This is a genomic window from Bradyrhizobium semiaridum (assembly GCF_020329505.1).
In the GTDB taxonomy this organism is placed as follows: Bacteria; Pseudomonadota; Alphaproteobacteria; order Rhizobiales; family Xanthobacteraceae; genus Bradyrhizobium; species Bradyrhizobium semiaridum.
In genome coordinates, this window is record NZ_JAGKJJ010000001.1 from 1 (window position 1) to 24,172 (window position 24,172).

General features: G+C 66.1%; 7 protein-coding genes. 3 read left to right on the forward strand and 4 right to left on the reverse strand.

The genetic code is table 11. The annotated features are described in order from the left end of the window. Positions 1-1,809 (reverse strand): secretin N-terminal domain-containing protein (locus J6500_RS00005; RefSeq protein ID WP_225710622.1); only part of this gene is annotated, 1,809 nt, incomplete at its 3' end. 49 nt (positions 1,810-1,858) lie between these two features. Further along, complete coding sequence (locus tag J6500_RS00010) at positions 1,859-3,967, reverse strand: hypothetical protein (RefSeq protein WP_225710623.1); 2,109 nt, start codon at positions 3,965-3,967, stop codon at positions 1,859-1,861. 387 nt (positions 3,968-4,354) lie between these two features. On the opposite strand from J6500_RS00010, the gene J6500_RS00015 reads away from it, so the two are divergent. The 3 genes from J6500_RS00015 to J6500_RS00025 all read left to right on the forward strand — a co-directional run bounded on the left by J6500_RS00015 (position 4,355) and on the right by J6500_RS00025 (position 19,347). Next, complete coding sequence (locus tag J6500_RS00015; protein WP_225710624.1) at positions 4,355-4,867, forward strand: hypothetical protein; 513 nt, start codon at positions 4,355-4,357, stop codon at positions 4,865-4,867. Positions 4,868-5,235: 368 nt separating this feature from the next. Beyond that, a complete protein-coding gene (locus tag J6500_RS00020) occupies positions 5,236-18,405 on the forward strand; it encodes a filamentous hemagglutinin family protein (RefSeq protein ID WP_225710625.1) in 13,170 nt (4,389 codons plus the stop codon). A 9-nt stretch (positions 18,406-18,414) separates the two neighbouring features. Continuing rightward, positions 18,415-19,347, forward strand: a complete 933-nt coding sequence (locus tag J6500_RS00025; protein ID WP_225710626.1) for an FkbM family methyltransferase — start codon at positions 18,415-18,417, stop codon at positions 19,345-19,347. 303 nt (positions 19,348-19,650) lie between these two features. Here J6500_RS00025 and J6500_RS00030 read toward each other — a convergent pair whose 3' ends face one another. Both J6500_RS00030 and J6500_RS00035 read right to left on the reverse strand, forming a co-directional pair. Continuing rightward, positions 19,651-21,636: a substrate-binding domain-containing protein gene (locus tag J6500_RS00030; protein WP_225710627.1), complete on the reverse strand. Its 1,986-nt coding sequence runs from the start codon at positions 21,634-21,636 to the stop codon at positions 19,651-19,653. A 503-nt stretch (positions 21,637-22,139) separates the two neighbouring features. Beyond that, positions 22,140-24,026, reverse strand: a complete 1,887-nt coding sequence (locus J6500_RS00035; protein WP_225710628.1) for a substrate-binding domain-containing protein — start codon at positions 24,024-24,026, stop codon at positions 22,140-22,142. Positions 24,027-24,172: the final 146 nt, after the last annotated feature.

The window sequence follows — 24,172 nt, forward strand, 5'->3', positions numbered from 1 at the left end:
GTCGGCGACCACGAGCGACGGAGCCGAGAGCACCTTGACGCTGGTCAGGGTGGAGAGCGCGTTCAGCACCAGCTTGGGATTGGCCTCGGCGCCGAGCAGCAGGTTGAAGCCGGGCAGCACGCGCGCGAGCAGGGCGGTCTGCGCCGTCGACTGCGCGGCGCTGAACAGGCCGACCGATCCCTTATCCTGGCCGGCGCCGGCATTGGCGCTGGTCAGATAGGCCTGCACGCCATACTGCAACTGATCCGTCAGCGTGACCTCGGCGACCATGGCGTCGACGGCGACCTGCAGCCGCGGGCGGTCGAGCTGTTCCAGCGCGCGCTCGATCACGAGATAGTCTTCCTGGTTGGAGTAGACCATCACCGAATTGGTCGACTTGTCGGCGGTGATGCGGACATTCTGGAAGACGCCGCGCGGAAGGCTCCCCAGACTGGTTCCGCCCGCGCTTGCGGTGTCTTGGTCGTCGTCCTTGCGGTCGGCAAATCCGACCTGGGTCTTGCCGCTACTGGCATTGCCTGAGTTGTCGGTGCCGCCCTGGGTGGTCGTGCCCGAAGCGTTGTTGTTGCTGCCACTGCTGCTGGTGAGGGTGCCGCTGCCGAGCGAGTCGAGTCGCGACGTCGCCCCGGTTTGTCCGGGCGCGGTCGGGCCGGTCTGGTTATCCTGCGCCGACTGCGAGGAGCGGCCGACGAACATCTCGTTGAGGATCCGGGCGATGCTGCGGGCGTTGCCGAAGCGCAGGCTGTAGACCCGCACCGTCGTTCCGGTCGGATCGGAGCGGTCCAGCCGCCGCACCCATTGGGTGGCGCGCTCCAGCACCTTGCTGTTCTTGCTCACCGCCAGCACCGCGTTCATCCGCGACACGGGCTGAAACTTGATCACGCCCTGTCCCTGTCCGCCCTCGGCGGTATCGAACACCTTCTCGAGTTCGCGGATCATGGTCTCCGGCGCGGTCGATTTCAGCGGATAGAGCGCGACCGACTGGTTGCGCAGCCACTCGACGTCGAGCGTGCCGATGACGCCCAGCGCGGCCTGACGCTCCGAAGCGGTGCCCTGGATCAGCAGCACGTTGCGGGCCTGGTCGACGCGCACGGCGCCGGGCCGCGACAAGAAGTTCTCCGCCGTCTTGGCGATCGCCGCGGCGGACACGTAGCGCAGCGGAACGATCGACACGCCGTAGCCGGGCTGCCCAGCACCGATGGCCGAGGCACCGGCGCCTGCGGCTTCCGGCAGCGGCACGATGCGGACCAGATTGTCCTCGCGCAGAACCGCCGCATTCAATATCCGCAGCACGTTTTCGAAGATCGGCAACACGTCCTTGCGCGAGATCCGCTGCGCCGAGGCCAAGGTGATCGTGCCCTGGACGCGCGGATCGATCACGTAGTTCAGTCCGAGCCCGTCGCCGAGCACGGATTTCACCACGGTCGGCAGGTCGGCGTTGTCGAAATTCAATTCGACGCCGTCTTCACCGGCCACATCGCCGTCCACGGCGGTCGCCAGACGCGTCATTGCGCCCGAGCCGGCGGTGCGCGACGCCGGTTCCGGAAGTGGAGCCTGGTCGACGCCGGGAAACACCATGGGCTGCGCTGCGCGGGCAGATGCCGTTGCACCGGACGTGCCGCCGACCGGTCCGGTCCAGCGCGCGCGCAGATCCGCATCACGGATCGGATCGGTGACCTGGTCGCGGCCGGGCAGGTCGATGCCCTTGTCCATCATGCACCCGCCAAGCAGGCTGCCGAGGACAAGCCATGCACCGGCCGCGGTGCCGAGCCTTACGGTGCGCGGGAAATTGTGATGTTCGGGACGCTGCACGACTGTTCTCCCTTCGCATCGCGGGCACGCGCCGCCGCCAGCTCCGCTGTCACCGCGCATCGTTCGCGGCCTTCCAGCGACGATCGGCGGGCGCAAGGCTGCTGCCGGCCAGATTCTCGACCTCGCGGACCAGCGCCTGGGCGCGGCCGATCAAGGCGTGGGCATAGGCCGCGCTGATCGGCCGGCGCGCGAACGCCGCGCCGTTGAGCTGCGCGTTGATCTCGCGCGCCAGCGCGTTTCTCCGTGCGGTGATCGTGCCGATGGTGTCGAGATAGCGTTGATAGCCGCCGTCGTCGCCCCTGATGGCTTGCGTCGCGAGGGCAAGGCTGTTGCGGGCGAGCTGACCGAGCGGGTCGTTGAGCGTCTTGGCGGCGCGCGTCAGCGCGGCATAGGTATCGGGGTCGCCCGCGATTGCGGCCGGCAATGCCGCGGGCTCAAGCGCGTCCACCAGCACGGCGCCGTCATGGACGTAGCGGTCGGTCAGCCCCAGCAGCGCCAGCAAGGTAGGGCGCAGGTCCGCGTGATTGGAAACGATGTCGGCCGTCTCGCCGCGGCGGCGAACGCCCGGGCCAACCATGCCGAACCAGCTGCCGCCGAGGCTCTGCCGGATGTCGCCGCGCATCCATGTCACGTCGCGATTGATCGCGATGCATGCCGGTGGCGCGGCGCAGTCGGCCCGGCTCGCCGTTGTCCGATTGAGATAATCGGGATCGGCAAACATGATGATATGTGGAGTGCGTGCGGGGCTGGCCGTGACCAGATGCATCAGCTGCATCTGTGCGCGGTCCGCGAGCATCGATGTCAGACGGTCGGTTTTGCCGGTCACGGGGTTGAGGGCGGTGAGCTTGCCGATGTCCTGCGCCAGGATGCGGGTCAGCGGATCGGTCGGCTGCGGATTGCCCTGGATGTAGAAGGGCGGCGCGTTGCCGGATTGCACGTCGAACGCGGTGACGTTGCGGCGTTCGGTTGCGAGCAGCCGATCGATGGCGACGTCGATCGCGCCGGCGGGCCCGTAGCTGCAGGGCACCGCAAGCCCGTCGCACGCGGCCGGGTTCGGCTGGCCCCCGACAAAGCGGTCGGCGCCCGTGGGCACGACAATGAACAGCGTGTTACGCGTGGTGATCCCGCTCGCGGCGAGCCGGTCGATGAAAACCTTGAACGCCGCGTCGTCGGCGGCGAGCCGCGCGACATGGTCGCGCTCGCCGGGGCCGTATGCGCGGCGGCGTGCGGCCGCAGTGGCTGGAAGATGCGCGTTGCCGATCCCGACATAGACCACGGGGACGCCGGCTTCCAGCATCGCCGCCGCGTAGCCCAGCGACTGGCTTGCCGTCGTCGCCGCGGCACCGGGAAAGCCGGGGCGTCCGGTGTCATCGGCGATGATGCGGCCGCCGAGGTCCTTCAGCGGCCCAGCCGGCGAGATCGCCGGTTGGATATTGCGATTGCCGAACAGTGCATTGTAGCCGGCATAACCGCCGGGCTCGTCCGGCAACAGGTCGGGGCGCGCATTGGCGTTGCTGCACAGCGTGCTGCCGCGCGCGCAATGGATGGCGGCGCCAAACCAATCGGCGCGCGCCTTCAGCGGATCGCTGGCCGCGCTGCGCGCCTCGGAGGCGCCGAGGGTGCTTGCGACATCCAGGCCATGCTGCAGCGTCAGGCCCGTCATTGCGTAGGCCCCGACATCGCAGCCCGCGACGGTGAACGGCACCCAGGGGGCCGGGACGATCCGGCCGGTGTCGGCCAGCATCAACGGCTTGCCGTCGGCACTGATGGCGGTCCAGTACGCGAACGCGCTGGCGAAACCGACACTGCCATCGCTGCGGAACGTGGCGTTGCCGTCGATTGGCACGCCCATGCGGTCGCCAAACAGGCCGGTCAGGACGGTGAGGGCGTCAGTCGCCGTCTGCGCCAAGGGCGAGATCTGATGATTGCTGCCGATGATCCCGTCGCGCATGAGGAACTCGCGCAGATGCGGCATCAGCTCGAGATCGGACGGAACGTCGGGACTGTCGCGGCGCAGGTGGACGTTGTCGAGCTGGATCTGCACCACACGTGCAATTGCACCGCCGCGTGAACGCAGCTCGCACGCGGCCAGCGCCTGACCGGATCCTGTGCTGCACGCCAAGATGCAATCCAGAACCAGGAACAGGGCGCCGCGCAACAGCGGCACGAGGCCGGCAGGGATGCAACTCGAACGCATGACGCCACGTCGTCGATATCGATGTGTTTCGTCTCGGTGGTCTTCGGGATCGATTCAGGCTGCGGAGCCGCCAAGGATGCCGTATGCCGCAGCGCGCGGACTGTGTGCGGCTTCGATGACGTCGTCGTAACAGCAGCCGCGGCGTGGCGCATGGCGACAATGTGTGGTTGTGATTCGTCTTCACAGAGTTGACGCATACACGTTGCGCTGCGCGGTATTTTTGCATCACGCATCATCAGCGGGCTTGCAACGCGCGCGCACCCGGCACAGGTTGATCGTCGCACGCGCCGATGACGATCGGTCGACGCTGGTGCAAATCGATGCAAGAGACACCTGGGCTGGGATCGCATGTCGATCGCGTTGCAAGTGCTGATGGTCGTTGCGCTTTGTCTCTGTGTTCCGTTGGCGCGCGCCGCGGAGACATCGGAACGCGACGACGCCCTCGCCAACAATCCGGTGGAGCTGCAGCCGTTGCAGCAGTTGAGTGCGACCAAGGACAAGCCGCTGTTCTCGCCGACGCGGCGTCCGCCGCCGAAGCCGGTCGCGCCGGTGGCACGGCAGGAACCGCCACCACCACCTGCGCCGCCGCCGAGTGTTGTGGTGCTCGGTATCGTCAGCGAGAATGGCGGCGGACGCGCGGCGATCCGCACCGCGGGCACGAGCGACAAGGTGGTGCGCGTGCGCACGGGCGACGATGTCGACGGCTGGAAGGTCGAGCGCATCGAGCCGCGCCGGCTGGTCCTGACCCAGGGCGAACGATCGGTCGATCTTGCGATGTTCGGCGGCGGCGCGAAGCCAACAAAGCCCACCAAATCCGCCGAACGCCGCATCCCGCGGCTCAAGGTCGTCACACCCGACTGAAATCTCGTTGTCCTTCAACCAATTATGCTGACGCCGCCGACGGCGTCCGAAATCTTAGGTGCAGCTTAAATTTTTTTTGCGCGATCGCTGCGCGTCAGCCCGCCTCAAACAGTCTTAGTAGGAGAGGTGTCCCGGATTGTCGGGCGTGCCCGCCTGTAACAGGCGATCGCGCGGCGATGCCGTGCGCCTTTCGTTGACCTGTCGGCGCCGATCCAGACTGGTTTCAGCCTGGCCGGTGCATCGTCGTGTCATGTTCGTTTGGCATCACCTGGTGCATTGGAAGGCCTCGCATGCAATCGCTTCCCGGCTCTCGTTCGACGTCGCGCCGCGCCCTGTTGCTTGCAGGTGTAAGTTCGATCGCGATGGCGATGAGCTCGTCGGCTGACGCCCGTCCGTTCGGCACTTGGGGCGGCGGGAATACCGCGGCGACGCAGGCGGCGATGACTGCGGCGCAGTCCGCGGCACAGCAGGCGCAACAGGCGGCGCAGAACACGCAGACGTCGATGACGCGAGCGGCGCAGGCGATCCAGGCGCTGCGGGCGGCGCAGAGCGCGGCGCGCGGCATCGCAGCGAGCACGCCGAGCTCGGTTCCCAACGGCCTCAATGCCGGCGGTCTGGTGCCCGACAGCGGCCTGAAAGCGCCCGGCATCGCCAATCCGGTGACCACGTGGGTCGGCGCCAATACACCGACCCAGACCACGAGCGGCGGCCGCACCACGGTCAATATCGACCAAACGCAGTCGCAGGCCGTGCTGAACTGGCAATCGTTCAGCGTCGGCAAGGACACCACGGTCAATTTCAACCAGCAAGGCAACGCAAGCTGGGCGGCGCTCAACCGGGTCACGGCGAACATGGCGCCGAGCCAGATCCTGGGCGCGATCAAGGCCGACGGCGCGGTCTACGTCATCAACCAGAGCGGCATCATCTTCGGCGGCACTAGCCAGATCAACGTCCACACCCTGATCGCCTCGACGCTGGATCTGTCGTCGAAACTCAGCGCCAACAACTATCAGGGCTTCGTCCAGAGCGGGTTGTTCTCGCTGCTCAGCGACGTGCCGACAGCGGCTGGCGTCAGCGGTTCGGGCGCGGCGATCTTCAACCAGGGCAACAAAGGCAAGGTCGTCGTTCAGCCTGGCGCCATCATCGATACCAGCAGCAAGATCACCTCGACCGGCGACGGAGGTTACGTGGCGCTGCTTGCCGACGGCGGCGTCAGCAATGCCGGCAGCATTACAACCCAGAACGGGCAGATCATCCTCGCCTCGGACAGCTCTGTCTATCTGGTCACGCCGCTGTCGAATTATGTCGGGACCAAGACCGCGATCCAGGTGGTGGCCGGCGGCGGCCTCGTGAGCAACGAGGCTGGCGGCCTGCTTGTCGCGAATGACGGCGCCGTGACGCTCGCCGGCGGCGGGATCAACCAGCTCGGCGGCATCGTCGCCACCACCAGCACCACCCGGACCGGATCGATCAGCCTCAACACGCAGTGTCCGCAAGGCACCTGCGCAGTCGGCGCCGACGGCAACATCGTGCTGGGGGCGGCGAGCCTCACCGCGGTTCTGCCGGACGAGACCAGCGGCACGCTGCCGACCGCAACGGCCAACTCGACGGTGACGGTCAACGGTGCCAACAGCGCGGCGGCGTACTTCAACGCCGTGCTGCAACCGACGATCAATATCCGGGCGCGGGGGAGCGTCGACGTGCAGGGCAGCGGCGCCGGCGGCGATGGCGCGCTGATCAAGGCGCCGAGCGCCGCGCTGACGATCGCCGCCGGCGACACCGGCACGGTTCTGCTCGAGAAGGGCAGCACCATCGATCTGTCCGGCATCGCCGGCGTGACGCTGCCGATGTCGATCAACGAGATCAGCATCCTCGTCACGACGGCCGAGGTCGCCGACAACCCGCTCTCCAAGAGCCTGGTCGGCAAGACCGTCACCATCGATGCGCGGGTCGGTTCGCCGATCCTTAATGTCAGCGGCTACACCGGGCTGATCCCCCAGAGCATCGACCAGCTCCTGACCGCCGGCGGCAGCCTCACGACATCGGGCCTCAACGTGGTGCAGCAGCCCGGCGCGGTGATCGACGTCTCCGCCGGTTATGTCCAGTACACCGGAGGCGTCATCACCACCTCGCGCCTGGTCGGTGCCGACGGGCGCAGCTACGACATCGGCAGCGCCAACCCCAACATCGCCTATGTCAGCGTCGGCGGCGGCTTCACCGTCCTGCACAAGATCAACGGCGTCGTCGACGACCGCCTGACCGAAGTTTACGTCAACCCGCTGAGGCGCGGCGGCGGCCGTTTCGAGCCGGGCTACGTCGCCGGCGCCAATGCCGGCAGCGTGACCGTATCGGCCGTCAATCCGATCATCTCCGACATCATCGGCAATCTGGTGACCGGCGAACGCCAGCGCGCGCTGGCGGGATCGTCGAATCTCGCCGCCGCCGACAAGATGCCTTCCGGCGCGTCGCTGAACATCAACTTCACGAGTCCGTCGCCCAACACGGCCAACCAGAACAAGGTGGTGCTGCTGCCGCAGGCGGATGTCGGGTCCGATCCGTATGGTCTTGCCGGTTTGAGCTTCGCCAATGCGTCCACCTGGACGCCGGTGCTTTCGAACGGCGTGTTCCCGATCTTCACCGACGTGCTCTCGAACGCATCGCTCGGTGCCGTCTCCATCAAGGGCGCACTTCAGCTCGACATGGCAAGCAATGCCACCCTGTCGGTGCGCCCCGGCGGCAGCATCACGCTGGATGGGGTCGGCACCATCGACGGCACGCTCAGCGCGCCTGCCGGCAGGATCAGCCTGACCGGATTCACCTATGCCAGCGGCACGCCGCAGCGGCCGTCGACGCCCGCCGTGGTGATCGGGTCGAACGCCGTGCTCGACGTGCGCGGCCGCTGGGTCAACGACACCGGCCTGTTGCCGGATCGGCTCGAGGGCCAGGCCTTCGTCAACGGGGGCAGCGTGAGCATCTCGACGCTCGCCGCCGGCGCGGCGTCGGACAGCGGCGACGGGAGCTTTGTCGACGCCACCCAGAGCATCGTGCTGTCGCCGGGCAGCGTGGTCGACGTGTCCGGCGGCGGCTATGTCGATACGACCGGCAAGTTGAAGACCGGCTCCGACGGCCTGCCGGTCGGCAAGGGCGGCAGCCTCGCGCTGCAGACCTACATGCCGGATGCTCAGGGCAATCGATGGACGATCAGGCAGGTTGATGCCGGCAGCGTGAGAGTCGTCTACAACGTCATTCCGACGGGGACCAACCATCCCGATCAGGCCAATGTGCTGCTGGGCGGAACGATCTATGCGGGAAGCTTTGACGGCGGCGGCACGCTGACGCTGCAAGCGCCGACGATCGTGATCGATGGCGCCGCGGCGGATGTCGTTTCCTATGTCCCGACCGCCAAGGCGGACGCGATCACAGCTCAAATTGGCGGAGCGCCCACGGGCCTCGCCGTGTCGGACGCGAAGGCCGGCCAGCTGGTTCTGCCGGCATCGTTGTTCACCAGCGGCGGATTCTCGAAATACGCCCTGAACGACATTTATGGCGGCACCACAGTCACCGCCGGCACGCAGCTGGTGCTGCAGCAGCCGACCGCGGTACTGACCAACGTTGGGGCCGGCCAGATTCCGACCGGCGCCGCGGTGCGCGACTTCGCCAGCACAGCATTACTGCCCGACGGCCTGCGCAAGCCGGTCAGCCTGATGCTGGACGGCACCAGCGTACTCATCGACCGTGGTGCGGCCATCGTGACCGATCCGCAAGCCACCGTCACGCTGGTCGCCGGGAACGCCGTCACGGTTGGGGACACCAATGTCACGCGCGTGCTGGGCGACGTCACCCTGCTCGGCAGCGTCGTCGCGCCGGCGGGCGTCATCAACCTGTTCGGCAATACCGTCTCGATCGGCTCCAATGCGCTCCTTGATGTCAGCGGTACGTTCGTGCCCGATCCGACGGTCGTCGGTTTCTCCACCGGCTCGGTGCTCGGCGGCGGCACCATCACGCTCGGCGGCCGCACCGTCGTGGCGCAGCCCGGCGCGCAGTTCGATCTGCAGGGCGCGGCCGTCACGGCGGACAGCAACCTGATCCAGGTGCGGCAGTCCGGTTTGACGCCAACCCCGGTCGGGCAGGCGGCGTGGAGCAACGGCGGCAATCTGCAGCTCGTTGGTACCAGCGTCTACTTTGCGGGCAGCGTCGATGCAGCCGGGGGAGCGCCGCTCGCGACCGGCGGCACCCTGACCATCGGCGATGTGGCCGTCCCGAGCGCGATCGCAAGCATTGTGCCGTTGAATTCGTTCGACAACCTGCCCCAAGCAATCGTGATCGAGCCGGGCGGCCGCGTCGCGGCGAACCTGCCTGCGGCCGGCGCGTCTCCTGTATCGGGTGCGTTCATCGGCGCCGATACCCTCAGCAACAGTGGATTCGATTCCGTCACCCTGAACGCCAACCTCGCCGTCGCTTTCGCCGGTTCGGTTGACGTGGCGATCCCCGGCGCGTTGATCTTGCGTGCGGACGCCGGAAACTTCGTATTGCTGCCGGCGCGTAGCGGGCTGATGCCCGCGGGCATCAAATTCAACGATCCGGCGACCTTTGCGTCCGGTTGCGGAGCTGATTGTATTCCCGGCATCGGCGGCACCACCGTGAACCTGAGCGCCGGCTACATTCGCCTTGTTGGAGCCGACCCGCGCTTCGGGGCTGGGCTTCCAGTCCTCGCCGACGGCACATTGAACATCTCGGCGCAATGGATCGATTTGCAGCGCACGATTGCACTCGACAACGTTGCCGCCGCCATCTTTACCAGCACATCCGCCATTCGGCTGCTGCCGGACGACTTCGGTTTTGTCACGAGCGGGGGCAGTGGGCTGGCCAGCTTCGCCGGAGCGCTGCTTGCGCCAGGTAACCTGACGCTGCAGGCAGCCGAAGTCTATCCGGTCAGCAACACCGACTTCCTCTTGATGTCGACCGGCACGCTTCCTGCCGCCAGCACAATCACCATCGTACAGAACGGTGTGCCGACCGCACCGCTTTCGGCTGGCGGCAGCATGGTGCTCAGCGCGCGGAGCATCGAGCAAGGCGGCACGCTCTGGGCCCCGCTCGGCAGTATTATCTTGGGCGTGCGGACCAGCAGCGATGTCCCGACCGACATTACCGCTGCGCTGCTCGGTATCGGCAGCGTCCTGACCGCAGGGGCATTCACGCCGACCCAGAGCGTGACGCTGAATGCAGGCAGCCTGACTTCGGTCTCGGCGGCGGGCCTCGTCATTCCAGACGGCTACACGGTCGATGGCGCTACCTGGTACGAGGGTGCCCCAAACGGATCGACCCCAACCAAGGTGATACCGCCGGTTCTCACCGCGCCGCCGGCCAAGTCGATCAGCCTGTTCGGCAACAAGGTGACCACCAGCGCCGGAGCAACGCTCGACCTCAGCGGCGGCGGCGACATCTATGCCACCGAATTCGTGGCGGGTACCGGCGGCACCCGCAATGTGCTGACGACCTACCAGCAGGACCCTGCGACCGGTGCCGTCACGCCGACCTTTGCCGACGGGCGGCAGGTCTATGCGTTGGTCCCGAGTTATCAGGCACCGGTTGCGGCCTACGATCCCAACTTCGCCTATGCGCCGAATTTCTCCGGCGTGAGTGCGTCGGCCAACGGGACGTTCCCCAATGGGATCGCACCGGGCCAGACCGTGACGATCGGCGCCGGCAGCGGCATTCCCGCCGGCACCTACACGCTGCTGCCCGGCATGTATGCGACATTGCCCGAAGCGTACCGCGTCGTGCAGGTGGCGAGCAATGTCAATCCCGGCACGGCGAAGAGTACGACCAGCCCCGACGGCTCGCAATATGTGCTGGGCACGCTCGGCAATTCGCTGACCGGCGCGCGGTCGTCGCAGACCGCGGTATTCCAGCTGCAGTCGCAGGCGGTGTGGTCGCAATATTCGCGCATCGATATCACCTCGGGGACCAGCTTCTTCGGCAAGGAGGCGGCGGCCGCGAACCAGAATCCGCCGCCGCTGCCAATCGACGGCGGCGTGCTGGTGCTCGGCGCCGTCAACTCGCTCAGGCTCGCCGGCACCAATTTGTTTGGGCCGGGCACCAGCGATCTCGCGCCGGGCCTGGTCGGCGGCGGCGGCCAGGTCCAGATCGGCGGCAGCCAGATCCTAATCTCGCATCTGAATTCCGGACAGTCCGCTCCTGCGGGCTATCTCGTGCTCGACCCCGACCAGATCTCCAATCTCGGCGCCGCCTCGGTGCTGATCGGCGGCACGGCCAGTGTGGTCGACGGCAAGCAGCAGATTTCGGCCACCGCGCTCGACCTCGAAGTGAAGACCGACGCGGACCATCCGCTGACCGGACCGGAGCTGCTGCTGGTCTCGCTCGGCGGCAGCGGCCGCGGCGTGGTGATCGATGACGGCAGCGTGATCCGCGCTGTCGGATCGGTGCCGTCCGGCACCGATCGCGACATCGTCTTCGGGATCAATCCGGTTGCAATACTGAACAACGGCAACATCACCGGATACACTGCCGGGGTCACCGGCGACGGCGCACTGTTGCGCGTCTCCAACGGCAGCGTCGTGAACGTGACGCGGAATTTCGTGGCCGGGCAGTACAACGGTCCCGGTACGCCGCCGAGCGGCACGGCGAGGGGCGCGTTCTCGGTCGGCGCCGGCGCGGTCCTCGACGGCGGCAACGTGCTGACGCTCGACACCAGCGGCAAGGGTACGCTTGCCTCGAGCGCCATCTTGAACGCCAGGAACTATGATATCGCCGGCTCCGTCATCAATATCGGAGGCGGCTCGTCCGGCGTGGTGCTGAGCCCGACCGTGCTGGCGAACTTCAATGACGCCGTGTCGGTGCGGCTGCGCAGCGGCTCCGTGATCAATCTCTACGACGCCGCAGGTCTCCAGATCGGCAATGCCGCGCATCCGATCGGCACGCTGACCTTCGACAGTGCCGGGCTGTACGGGCAGGGCGGCAATACCTCGGTAAATGCCACCAATATCAATCTCGCCAACAGCCATGGCGTCGCTGGTACAGGCATCGCCGGGGCCGGCGGTACGCTGACGCTGAATGCGTCATCGACGATCACCGAAGACCTCGGCACCAAGAGCGTCGGCGGCTTCAGCCAGGTCAACTTCAATGCCGGCCAGGCGATCGCGTTCAGCGGCAATGGCAGCCTGGATTCCGGGCCGGTCGGCGCGGCGTCGCTGCTCTTCAACGTCAGCGGCGTCACGCTGGTGAACGGCGGCAGCGGTTACACCAGCGTTCCGACCGTTACGGTCAACGGCACCGGCGGGTCCGGCGCGCAGGCCACGGCCTCGCTCGGTGTCGTCAGCATCGCGGTGAGCGCGGGCGGCACCGGCTACAGCAACGGCGATCCGGTCACCATCAATGCTGATGGCACCGGCTTCACCGGCACCGCCATCGTCGACGCGAGCGGCGCGATCACCGGCGTCAAGATCAGCGCGGCCGGCTCCGGCTTCACCGGTCCGATCACCTCGGTCGATGTCACCAGTGCCACGGGCTCCGGGGCGACGCTGACCGCCTCGCTCGGCGTCGTCGGCGTGTCCGTCACCAATGCTGGCGCGGGCTACACCAGCATTCCGACGTTCTCGTTCACCGGCGGAGGCGGCAGCGGCGCCATCGCGCAGGGGCTTGCCGCCGTGACCGGCATCACGCTGACCAATCCCGGCGATGGCTATCTCGGCTCGCCGACGGTGACCATCAGCGGCGGTGGCGGGTCCGCCAGCACCGCGGTCGCCACGGCGTCGGGCGGCGTCGTCACCGGGATTACGCTCACCAAGGGCGGCACCGGCTACTCCAGCATGCCGACCGTGACGTTCTCCGGCGGCGGCGGTGGCGCCGCGAACATGACGCTGTCCGCACCCGTGATCATGGTCAACAGTGGCGCATCGCAGTCGCTCTCGACGCGGGGCCAGGTCGGCCTCGTCACCGGGGCCGGTACCGCGCCGGTGAGCAATCCCTCCAATATCGGCGGCGCGCTCGCCGTCACCGCCGCGTCGATCAGCGACAACGCGACGATCCGCGCGCTGTCAGGTACGGTCAACCTGGCGGCATTCGCCGGCGACGTCGTGCTCGGGGCAGGGGCCGTGATCGACGCGTCCGGCTCGCGCATCCAGATCCTCGATCTGGTGCAGGACGCGCCCGGCGGCAATGTGCGGCTGATGTCGACTGCCGGCAACGTGGTCATCAATCCCGGCGCCAGCGTCAGCGTCGCGGCGGCCGGCAACGGCTTTGCCGGATCGCTGTCGATCCTGGCCGCGAACAATGCGGTGCTCAACGGTACGCTCGACGGCCGCGCCGCGTTCAAGAGCGTGGGCGGCGATTTCACGCTGCAAGCCGGCTCGATCGATCCGTCCAGCACCTTGCCGCTCGGCGCCTTCGCCGGCAGCTTCACGGTGCGGCGCGCGACCGGCGACATCACCATCGACGGCGCGCTGGCCTCCAACCAGGTTCTCCTGGTCGCCGACACCGGCAAGGTCACCGTGAATGGCACCATCGATGCCAGCGGCGGCAGCGGCCAGATCGCGCTCTATGGCGGGACCGGCGTCACGATCAACGGTAGCGCCGTGCTCGATGTGTCCTGGAAGCCCTACAATCCGGGCGATCCGCTCTACGGCAACGGTACGTCGGCGCTGGTGCAGAAGGGCGGCATCATCACGCTCGGCACCACCGGCACGCCTGATGGCACGCTCAACGCCACCTATGGCTACCAGAACGTGGTGACCTCAGGCGCGATCAACGTTGTCGATGGCGCCGTGTTCAATGTCAGCGGTGGTCCCGGGGGCACCAATATCGACAACACCGGCGGCTCGGTGATCCTCCGCGCGCCGATCCTGACCAGCGGCAACGTCAATGCCAGCTTCCGCGGCACCGTCATCACCAACGCCGACGCGGCCGGTAATGCCAGCGGCGCCGGCGTTGTGCTCAATGCCTATGCGGTGTGGAGCACGACCGACGGCTGCACGCTGCTCGCGGGCGGTTGCGGCGCGGTCACCACCGTTGCCGCCTACAACGCGCTGACGCCGGACCAGCAGGCGCAGCTCGATCGTCACTTCGACGGCGTGATCGATCCGGCCGGCTTCTTCGATGCGACGCTGACGGGCGGCAAGCCGAGCCAGATCATCCTTGCCGACAGCAACGGCCTCTATCCGGTCTCGACCCCCGACAAGCCGGCGACCGGGGCCTACATGCCGCATGTCAATTTCTACCAGAGCGTCTTGCAGGGCTTCGTCAACACGCCGTTCGACACGGCGGCCGTGACGGCGAACTTCGCTGGCGCAAAGCTCAAGGTCGGCAGCGCAGTCGCGACGGCGCTGCCGTCATCGATGCTGCATCTGCGGCCGGAGATCGACCCCGTCAATCCCAGCACGACCATCAACAACGGCAACATCACGGTCGCCAGCAACTGGAATTTCGGCTCCGGCGCCACCGTCGGCGGCACCACCAAGCTCTACTACCGCACCAGCGCCGCCGGCGAGGCGGGCACGCTGCTGCTGCGCGCGCTCAACAACGTGCAGATCAATGCCACCATCAGCGACGGATTCTATCTGCCGAACAATCAGCCGCCGCCGGGTGTCACGGCGGCTGAGGCGTATGCCAACGAAACTGGGCAGGACCCCACCGGAATCTACAGCCTTTACGAGAGTTTGTTCCAAGGCGACGTGCTGCATTACAGCGCATCGATCGATCAAATCATCAGCATTGGTGTCGACCAATCGCCGGTGGTGAACGCGGCGTTCTTTGGCCTCGACGGCACACCCGAGAATCTCGCTTTATTCAATTCGTTGCAATTCCATCTGCAGGCGCCGATCGCTATCACGAGTAGCGACCCCCGGGTTATCGATCAGTACAACCAGTTCTACGTTCAGTACGTGAACATGTATCACGCCTACATGGTCGAGATCGTACAGGGCAACACGAATGCAGCTTCCACTGTGGTCGGGCCGGGCTTTGGCGGGTACTACACTTATGCTGACGCAACGAACATTCTTCTTGGGAGAGGCGGTCTTTTCATCGCTCCGCCGACGCCCGTGGCGGCCCCAAGTGCGACAAACCCCTATCTCTACTACAATATCTCGGGAAAACCTGGCGCCCCGACCGACTACGTCACGCAATGGCAGAGTTACTTCTTCGGTGTCATCGACGCGAACATACAAGACAATACCGGTCTAGGCGGTCCCGCAGACTTGGCAACGGCGTTGGGTGGTCGGACGCCCACTCTTGCCAACGCCGCCGGGATCGACGCTCAGTATTGCGCGCCGTGTTTCGCGGTCACGCCGCCGTCTGCGCCACTCGCATATCAGACTCTGTTTCAGGATACGTATACGCCACCAGCCCCCCCGTCGCCGTCAACGGCGCCGCCGGCCAACCAGATCGCCAACAATCCGGCGGTGGGTGTCGGTAACACCACCGCGGCGACGCCGCTGATGACGGCAGGTCTTGGCGGAAGCAAGGGCTCTTTCTCCTACAGTTTCGTCGCCGGTGCTGCCTTCCGCCCGGACAACACGCCAACTGTCGATCCCAACGCCGTGATCCCGAGGTCGTCGCTCTCCCCAACAGTCACAGGCAACGTCACTATCGACGGGCATACATCGTACGCGAACAGTCAGGCCACGCCCATCAATGGGCTTCCGACGGTCATCAACATCCCGACCCTGGTGCGCACCGGCACCGGCTCCATCACCATCGCGGCTGCCGGCAATGTCGAACTGCTCGACCAGGTGGCGCCGGGCGCGGTCTACACGGCCGGGGCCGTCGCGGCCACGCCGGCGGATTTCAACGCGCCGACGCTGCCGGCGGCCTACACGAACAATCCGAACGGCCTGCTCAGCGCTCCGGTCTGGACCACCGGCGGCGGCGCGGTAACGGTGACGGCCGGCGGCTCGATCATCGGCATCGAGATGCCGACCGATACCGACGGCAGCCAGACCGGCATCGTCGGCGGTCCGACCGGGCAGATGTGGAGCGCCTGGTACATCCATTCCGGCAAGTCGAACGGCAGCGCGACGCCGTTCGCGGACTGCGCGGCTGCCGGCTCGGTCGCCTGCCAGACCGCAGCCTGGATCAACTACGCGACCTTCTTCCAGGGTTTTGGCGCACTCGGCGGCGGCAACATCATGCTGTCGGCGGGCGCCGATATTGTCGACGTCGGCGCATCGCTGCCGGAGACCCTGGCGGTCGGCGGCGGTTTCAGCGCGGCCGATCCGGCGAAGGCGACCTGGTACGGCGGCGGCAATCTCAGCGTGACCGCCGGCGGCAATCTCCAGAGCAGCAATTTCCTGGTCGGCCGCGGCACCGGCCTGATCCGGGTCGGCGGGGCGGTCGAGGCGACCACGAGCAATCCGCTCAACCAGGGGAAGCCGACCAAGGGCATCACGGTTGATCTACTTGGAAACGTCACCGGCTCGTACGCGCTGCCGCTGCTGCTGGCGGTGCAGGACAGCTTCGTCACGCTGACCGCGCGCGGCGCGGTGACGCTCGGCAACGTCTACGATCCTGCATCATTGCCGCTCAGCGCCGCGGCGCAGACACCGGTGGAGTCTCTGCCCGGTGGAAGCGGTTCGATCTGGAGCAATCTGTTCACCAGCTATGGTCCGGATAGCGGCGTTTCCCTGACCAGCCTTACGGGCGATGTGTCGGCTTTGACCGCTTCTTCTTCGGCATCGAGCGCCGGCCTCTTTGCGATCAAGAACCCGACCAGCAACGTGCAGAGCAACAGTATTGGGCGAATGCTGCCCGCTACGCTCGATCTGGTGGCGCTCAGCGGCGACATTGCCTTCAGAGGCGGCGCAAACGCCAATCTGATGTCGTATCCGACCCAGAGCGGCGACGATACCGGGACCTTTACCGTGATCGCCGCCGGCTCCATCGGTTTCAGTGGCGGCCTGACGATGCCCGAAGGTGGAGGTATCGATCAATATGTCGGCGGCGCGCCCTCATTGAACAACTACATCAGTCCGCTCGGGATGCCACCTTCCAACCTGACCATCGCGCTGCACGCGAACGATGCCAATCCGGTCATCATCGCGGCCGGCAAGGATATCGCCCTTACCAGCCTCACACTGATCAAGCCGGCGCAGATCGAGGCCGGCAACAACATCACTATGGGTACGATATTCGTCGGTCAGAACAACAACGCCTCCGACATCACCAGCATCGTCGCCGGCAACGATCTGGTCGGCGGCTCGTATGCCCTCTATGGTCCCGGCACCTTCGTGCTGCAGTCTGGGCACGACCTTGGGCCGTTTGCGGAGTCACCGGCCAACCCGGCGCCGCGGACGAGCACAACCTCCGGCGTGGCCACGCTCGGCAACGGTAGCGCGGTCGGCAGCACATTCGGCTTCCTGCCTGCCAAGCCCTATCTGCCGGCGCAGGGCGCCGAGATCGACCTGCTGTACGGCGTCAAGCCGGGCATTGACTATGCGGCCGCGATTGCGCACTACGTCAATCCGGCGCACGCCGGCACCGGCGGCATCGATTTCCTCACCGACATCGCCGCGATCCTCGGCCAGCCGCGCGATCAGGCCTGGGCCACCTTCCAGGGTCTGTCGCCGGCGCGGCAGCAACTCCTCGTCAACCGCGCCTTCCTCGATTTCTTGATCCAGGTCGGCAAGGACTACAAGAACTCGGCAAGCCCTTACTTCGGGCAGTATGCGCGCGCCTATACCGCGATCTCCACGTTGTTCCCGGCGGGCCTCGGCTACACCGACAACAGTCTGAGCGTCGACGGTAAGGCCGCGCCGAAGATCGCGACCGGCAAGCTCAACATCGCAGCCTCCGTGCTCGAGACCCAGATGGGCGGCGACATCAACATCATCGGGCCGGGCGGCGGCATCACTGTCGGGCACACCTCGCTCGACAAGCTGGCGCCGAACCAGGAGGGCATCCTGACGCTGGCCGGCGGCAGCATCCGCGCCTTCACCGACGACTCGATCCTGGTCAACCAGAGTCGCATCATGACCCAGCAGGGCGGCGACATCGGCCTGTTCGTCGCCAATGGCGACATCAACGCCGGCTCGGGGCCGAAGACCTACGTCTCCAGCCCCTCGATCAGCGAGATCTGCACCACGGGTGGCTATTGCTACACCAATCCGCAAGGGCTGGTGACCGGCGCCGGCATCGCGGGCCTCGTCACGCTGCCGGGCCAGGATCCGACCAAGAGCAACGTCACCCTGGTCGCGCCGCGCGGCACCATCGATCTCGGCTCGGCGGGCATCCGCGGCAACGACATCACGCTCGTGGCGCTGGTCGTGCTCAACGCCTTCAACATCCAGTCGACCGGGACGGTGACGGGGCTCGCCTTCACGCAGCCGCCCAACACGGCGCTCGCCACGGTCAACAACAACGCGACCGCCGCTACGCAGCAGGCCGGGCAGCCGACGCAGAGCAAGAGCAACGATCAGCCTTCCATCGTCATCGTCGAGGTGTTGGGTTACGGCGGCAGTGGCGGCGACGAAGCTGCGCCGGATAGCGGCGACGACGAGCGCCGGCGCAAGCAACAGCAGCAGTAGGTTTCCGTGGTGACACTAGGCCAATCGACCGCGGTTGCGGCACCCGCACCATCGGCAGAAAACGATCGGCTGTGGACGTTGCTGGCGCCGCAACGTCTCACCGCCGTCGTTGATATCGGCGCAAATCCGATCGGCGGGGATCCACCCTACAAGCCCATGCTCGAGAAGCGGCTGTGTCGCCTGTTCGGCTTCGAGCCGCAACGTGCGGCATTGGCCGAGTTGAACGCCCGCAAGAGCGAGCTCGAGACCTATCTTCCCTATGTTGTCGGCAACGGCGAGCGGGCTCGTCTGCGTGAATGCGCTTCACCGGGCATGACGAGCCTGCTGGAGCCCGACCGCAACGTGCTGAAGCACTTTCCGGGTTTCCTCGATTGGAGCCGTGTCGTTGCCGACAGCAAGATCGACACGCGCAGGCTCGACGATATCGGCGAGATCGACGCGATGGAGTACCTGAAGATCGACGTGCAGGGCTCCGAGCTCGCGATCTTCCAGAACGGCCGCGGCCGCCTCGCAGACGCCGTCGCGATCCAGACAGAGGTCTCGTTCCTGCCGCTGTACAAAAAGCAGCCGGTGTTCGGCGAGATCGACCTGGAGCTGCGCAGCCAGGGATTCATTCCCCACGCCCTGACCTCGATCGACCGGCGGATGATCTGGCCGATGGTCGGCGCCGACATGTTCGCGGCGCTCCATCAGCTGATCGAGGCCGATGCCGTCTATGTGCGTGACTTCACCCAGGCCGACAGCATCGGCACCGAGCCGCTCAAGCACCTCGCGCTGGTGGCCCATCACTGCTATGGATCGCACGACCTCGCGGCGATCTGCATCCAGCACCTGGTCAATCGCAAGGCGGTCGCCCGCGACGCGGGCAGCCGTTACTTCGATCTGGTCCGTGCCACGCGCGCCGGCACTGAGCTCCGCAATGCGGTGCCGCCGACGGCCTGAGTGCCGCGCGGTGTTTGCGTGATTTCGGAATATTGGAAGATTACCCCTGAGTTGCCCGACATGTCAAGCGGCTTCTCTTGAGCGGACAGCGGCTTCTTGAGCGCCGGCCGTCGCCGGCTCCTTTGCATGGGGTTGTTTTCGCCATTTTGACGGAGCGCGGCCCCTGTGGCGGCCGCGCGAGGGTGAGGCGCGGGCGCTCTCGCCAAATCATGGCGCCGGAAAAAAGACGGCCGGTCTCGAACGAGGCCGGCCGCCGTAGTCTTGATCCGAGCCGATTAGCTCGGCTCACGATCTCATGCGCGCTTATTTGGCGCCGCCGCTAACGCCCTGGCAGCCGTCGGTCTGCGCACCCGACGGGTTATACGCCGCGATCGAGCCTTGCGTGCCGCCCGTGGTGCTCGTGCGCAGGTAGACGCCGAGAACGTTGGTGGCCCAAGTCGGGTCGAGCTCGTGGAAGCCGTTGTTGCGGATCAGCTGCGCGACGTTCGGATCGTAGCCGGGATTGCTCGCATTCGACGTCGCCGGGTTGTAGGCCGGCAGCGCCGAGACGGATCCGCCGTAGAACCAGGCCAGCCAGTTCTTCAGGGTCGGCACCCGCGTGCCGCTGGCATCGGCATAGCAGCTGTAGACGTTGACGTAGCTTGCGCCGGTGAGCGCATAGTCGCTGGTCGACACCAGCGGGATGCCGATCACCGACAGGTTGCTGTAGTCGACGCCGCCCAGCACGGTCCCGACGGCATAACGCTGCGCATAGATGTTCCAGGCATTGTAGCTGCCGCCGAGCGACGGAGCCGCGAGGCCGCTGAAGGCCTGCGCGACGTTGTCCGGGGTCGGCGCGACGAAGTTCTGCGCGGTCCCGGTGACGTCGGTCTGGCCCGGATGATAGACGCCGAAGATGCGCAGCGCCTCGTTCTGGATGCTGGCCGACAGCGGAGCCGCAGCGGAGATCGTGGTGCCGGCGATCTCCTCGGTCGCGGTCTGCGCATAGGGCTGGGTGAAGTCGGCGCTGAGATAGCCGATCCGCCCGGCGAAGCGCGGATCCGTTCCGATCTTCAGCGCTTCATGGTTGCTGCCCGAGGCGCTGATCCAGCGCGGATCCGGCCGCTCCTGATCGTCGTCCACATCATAGGGGTCGCTGTTGTCGGACGCCTTCACCGCCTTGATGTTGTTGAGCAGGCGCGAGAACTTGCTCGAGGGCAGGTTCGCCATGGTGCTGCCGTCGATGCCGACGCCGGTGAATATCTTCTTGTAGTTGTAGGTGCCGGTCGGATCGAGCAGCGGGCAGAGGTTGGCGAGATAGTTGGTGAGGATGTAGCTCGTGCCGGCATCGTCGGCACGGTAGACCACCTTGATCGGCAGGCGGCCGCTGGTGTAGGCGACCGGCGTCAGCGTGCCGTTGGTGTTGTCGTCATAGAAATGCTGGAACTGCTGCGTGCCGTTGGCGTCGAGATAGGGGATCATGGTCGAGGTGTCGTGCCAGTCGGTCACGGTCGCCGAGAAGATCGCGCAGAGCTGCGCGGTGGAGAGCTGGATCGCGCCGCCGGCCTGGGTGTTCGGCGACAGCGCCGACTGGTTGGTCCAGGTCACGCCCGAGGCCGAGTTCGAGGTGTTGACCGCGATCGCGACCGGGACCTCCATGGCGGGGACCTGGATCGGCGCACCGACCGACGCGGTGTTGAAGCTTGCGGTCGACTTGCTCAGCGCCGCGATCAACAGCGTGTTCTGCCAGTTGGTCGATGGCAGGAAGTTGCTGAACGAGATCGTGGTCAGGCTCGAGACCGAGCTGGCGAGCGGCAGGTCGCTGGTGGCGAAGTCGAGCCGCGGGTAGGGATAGCTCTTGAAGTTCGGATTGGCGGTGTCGCGGAACGGTGGCTTGGCCGACGGCTTGCGCACCAGCGCCGGCGCCGAGTCCGGGCTGCCACGGAACAGCTGGTGCGGATCATTGGCGATGTAGGCGCGCTGGCCGTTGCCGGCGCCGACCGCGGCGAACATGCCTTCGACCGGGGTGGAGAACTGCGTGCAACTCGTCGGCAGCAGGTTCGGGCTCGGCGGCGCGATGGTGAAGGCCGGCGAGAAGCTCTGGCCGTCGCCCGCGACCGTGGTGCCGGCATAGCAGTCGAACAGCTGCCGCAGCGCCAGCGACGACAGCGTGCTGCCGCCGCCGTAGATGCCGTTCGAGATCGTGGTCTGCGCCGCAGCGGGGTGCTGCGCGCCGAGGATGGCCGCCGCCGACAGCACGACCAGCGAGGTCGTGCCCAGCAGGCGCCCGGCGAAGGATGTCGTCTTCATGTTCTTAACTCCCTGTTTGACGATGTGATGCAGCGCCGCGCGACCTGTCTCACGGTCTCGGGATTTGAAGATCGTGCTCGACGTGATGAATTGATTGACGATGAAGACCTTCGCGGAAGTCCCTAAAACATGGTGCAGCAAGACGCGCAGGGCAGAACCCTCCGCGCCGTATCGACGACGCCAGTGCAGTGCTCACACCTCTTAGACAATTTGAATCGATGCGAAGCGCAGCGGCGCTCGTCTAATTTTTGCCGCGAGGATCAGTGTGCCTGGCGCGCGCAAACAGCTGCTCCTTGGCCGCTGATGATCGATGCATAGCATACGGCGAGCTTTAGTCGCGCGCGTCACTGTTCGGCTTGCCTGCCGACTTCGATGTTGACTGGATCGCTGGTCTTGCCGGATGGAGAGGAATTCGAGCGTGCGAGAATCTCATTCCCGACGTGGGGCTGGGCGCCTCAATCGGCGCCCAGCCGTGGTGGTGTTCTAGGTCGTCAGCAAGTGGCTTACAGCGCGCCGGTGGCGGTGACGCATCCTGTTGCAACCGTCCCCGCCGCCGCGATCCGATTGGCGCTCAGGGGTACCAGATACTTGCTTCTGATGAGAGAAGCATAGCTGGCCGGCACGGGGTTGTACCCGGCAGACCGTATCAGCGTCATTGGGCGGGTGTCGGTGGCGCTATAGAACCAGTTCAGGAAGTTCACGAGGCTGGTGACGCGGTTGGGGTCCGCCGTGGTGCTGTAGCAGCTGTAGAGGTCGAGGAAGGTGGTGCCGCTGAGCGGATAGCCACCCGCAACGTTGTTGAGCGGCAGCACCGATTGGCCAAACAGCACCAGGCCGCCCTGCGTGGTCGTGGTGCTGAAGGTGTGATTGTAGATGTTGAAGTCGAACGAATCCGAGGTCGGAGTTCGGAGCCTCGTGTCGCTCCAGGCGGCTTGAGCCGCGCCCGGGGTCGGAGCGATGAATTCGAGCGTGTTGGGCGTGGTGTTGTCCGGAACAGTGGTGCCACTGATACGGAGGTTCTCGTTCTGCAACGCCGCCGAAAGCGGGGCCGTGACCCCGGCAACAATGGTTGTGTAGGGATAGGTAAAGTTGGCGCCGACATAGCCGACCCGGCCACCCTTGGCGGCATCGTTGGCGCTGACCGCGGACGCAACGCCGCTGCTTCCGACTGCGCCGATCCAGGTCGCCGTAATGGTCGAGCCACTTCCGCGGAAGGCATTGATGTTGGCGATCAGGTTGGAAAACCTGGAGCTTGGGAGATTCGCTGCCCCGAAGATCGACCTGTACTTAATATTGTCGTTTGGATCGAGCAGCGGGCATACCATCTTGAGGTAGTTGGTCAGGATATAGCTCTCGCCACTTGCATCAGTGTTAAAGACCACAACGATGGTCTTGGGCGCGGACGAGTAAGGATCTGTTCCCGAGCCTGCCGCGTTCCTATTGGCGTCGCTGAAGGCGCCGAGCGCGGGCACGCCGTTGTTAGGGGGAGCAAGATTGCCAGCAGTGAGGTAGGGGACTTTGTTGGCCGTCGTGTCACTCCAATCGGTCACGAGGCCGGAGTAGATCGCACAGAGCTGTGCCGCCGTGAGCTGAATGGCGGCGCCCTGGTCGGCCTGGGTACCCGGCAGCGTGGTGCCAGTGCGGGGAACGGAGGAGTGCAATTGGTCGAGTCCGCCCGTGTTGACCGCGATCGCGACGTTGACCTCGAACGCCGGGACCTGGATCATCGGACCGAAGGCGGCCAGGTTATAGCTGACGACTGCTGTGCTGCTGCTGACGGTCAAGACTGATAGTGCGCCGGCCGGGGTGAGCCAGCCTTGCGTCGGGCTGAGGCTGATCGACACGGCCGTCAGCGTGGTCGCTCCGGGAGAGATAGCCAGCGGTGCTTCCGAGAGTCCGGCATCGACGCGCGGATACGGATAGCTGCCGAACACAGTGGCCGGCGATCCAGTATGGGCGAAATCGATCATCGACGGCTGAGTTGCAGGCAGGAACGAGTTGATCGACGCAGTGCCCGATGGCGGCGGCGTGATCGTGCCGCCGTACCACTGCTGCGGGTTGTTGGCGATGAAGCCGCGCATGCCGTTACCGGCGCCGACGCCGGCATAGAGGCCGTTCACCTGCGTCGTCGTGATGGTGTTGCAGAAGGTTGGCAGCGAGAAGCCGTCGCTGTACGGGGTGCCGTAGCCGACGATGCCGTGTGCGTAGCAGTCGAAGATCTGGCGGAACGCCAGCGAGGCGAGCGTGCTGCCGCCGAAATAGATCGGCCGTGTGGCCAACGTAGCCTGGGCGTGCACGGGCGTGCTCGACGAGGCGAACAGCGCCGTCACCGACAGCGCCAGCACGGAGGTTGTATCACGGAGGTGCGTCGCCAACGATTGCATCTTCATTGTCATGCTCCCGGTTGTTGGTCAGGCAGGCGCGGGATTTGTCGCGCCCCACACGCACTGCTTGCACCTTCAAGACAATCTCACGCGGCGTGATGCGCAGGTGTCTCTCCGGTTTCGTGCCCGTGTCTGCCTTCCGCTGCGCAACG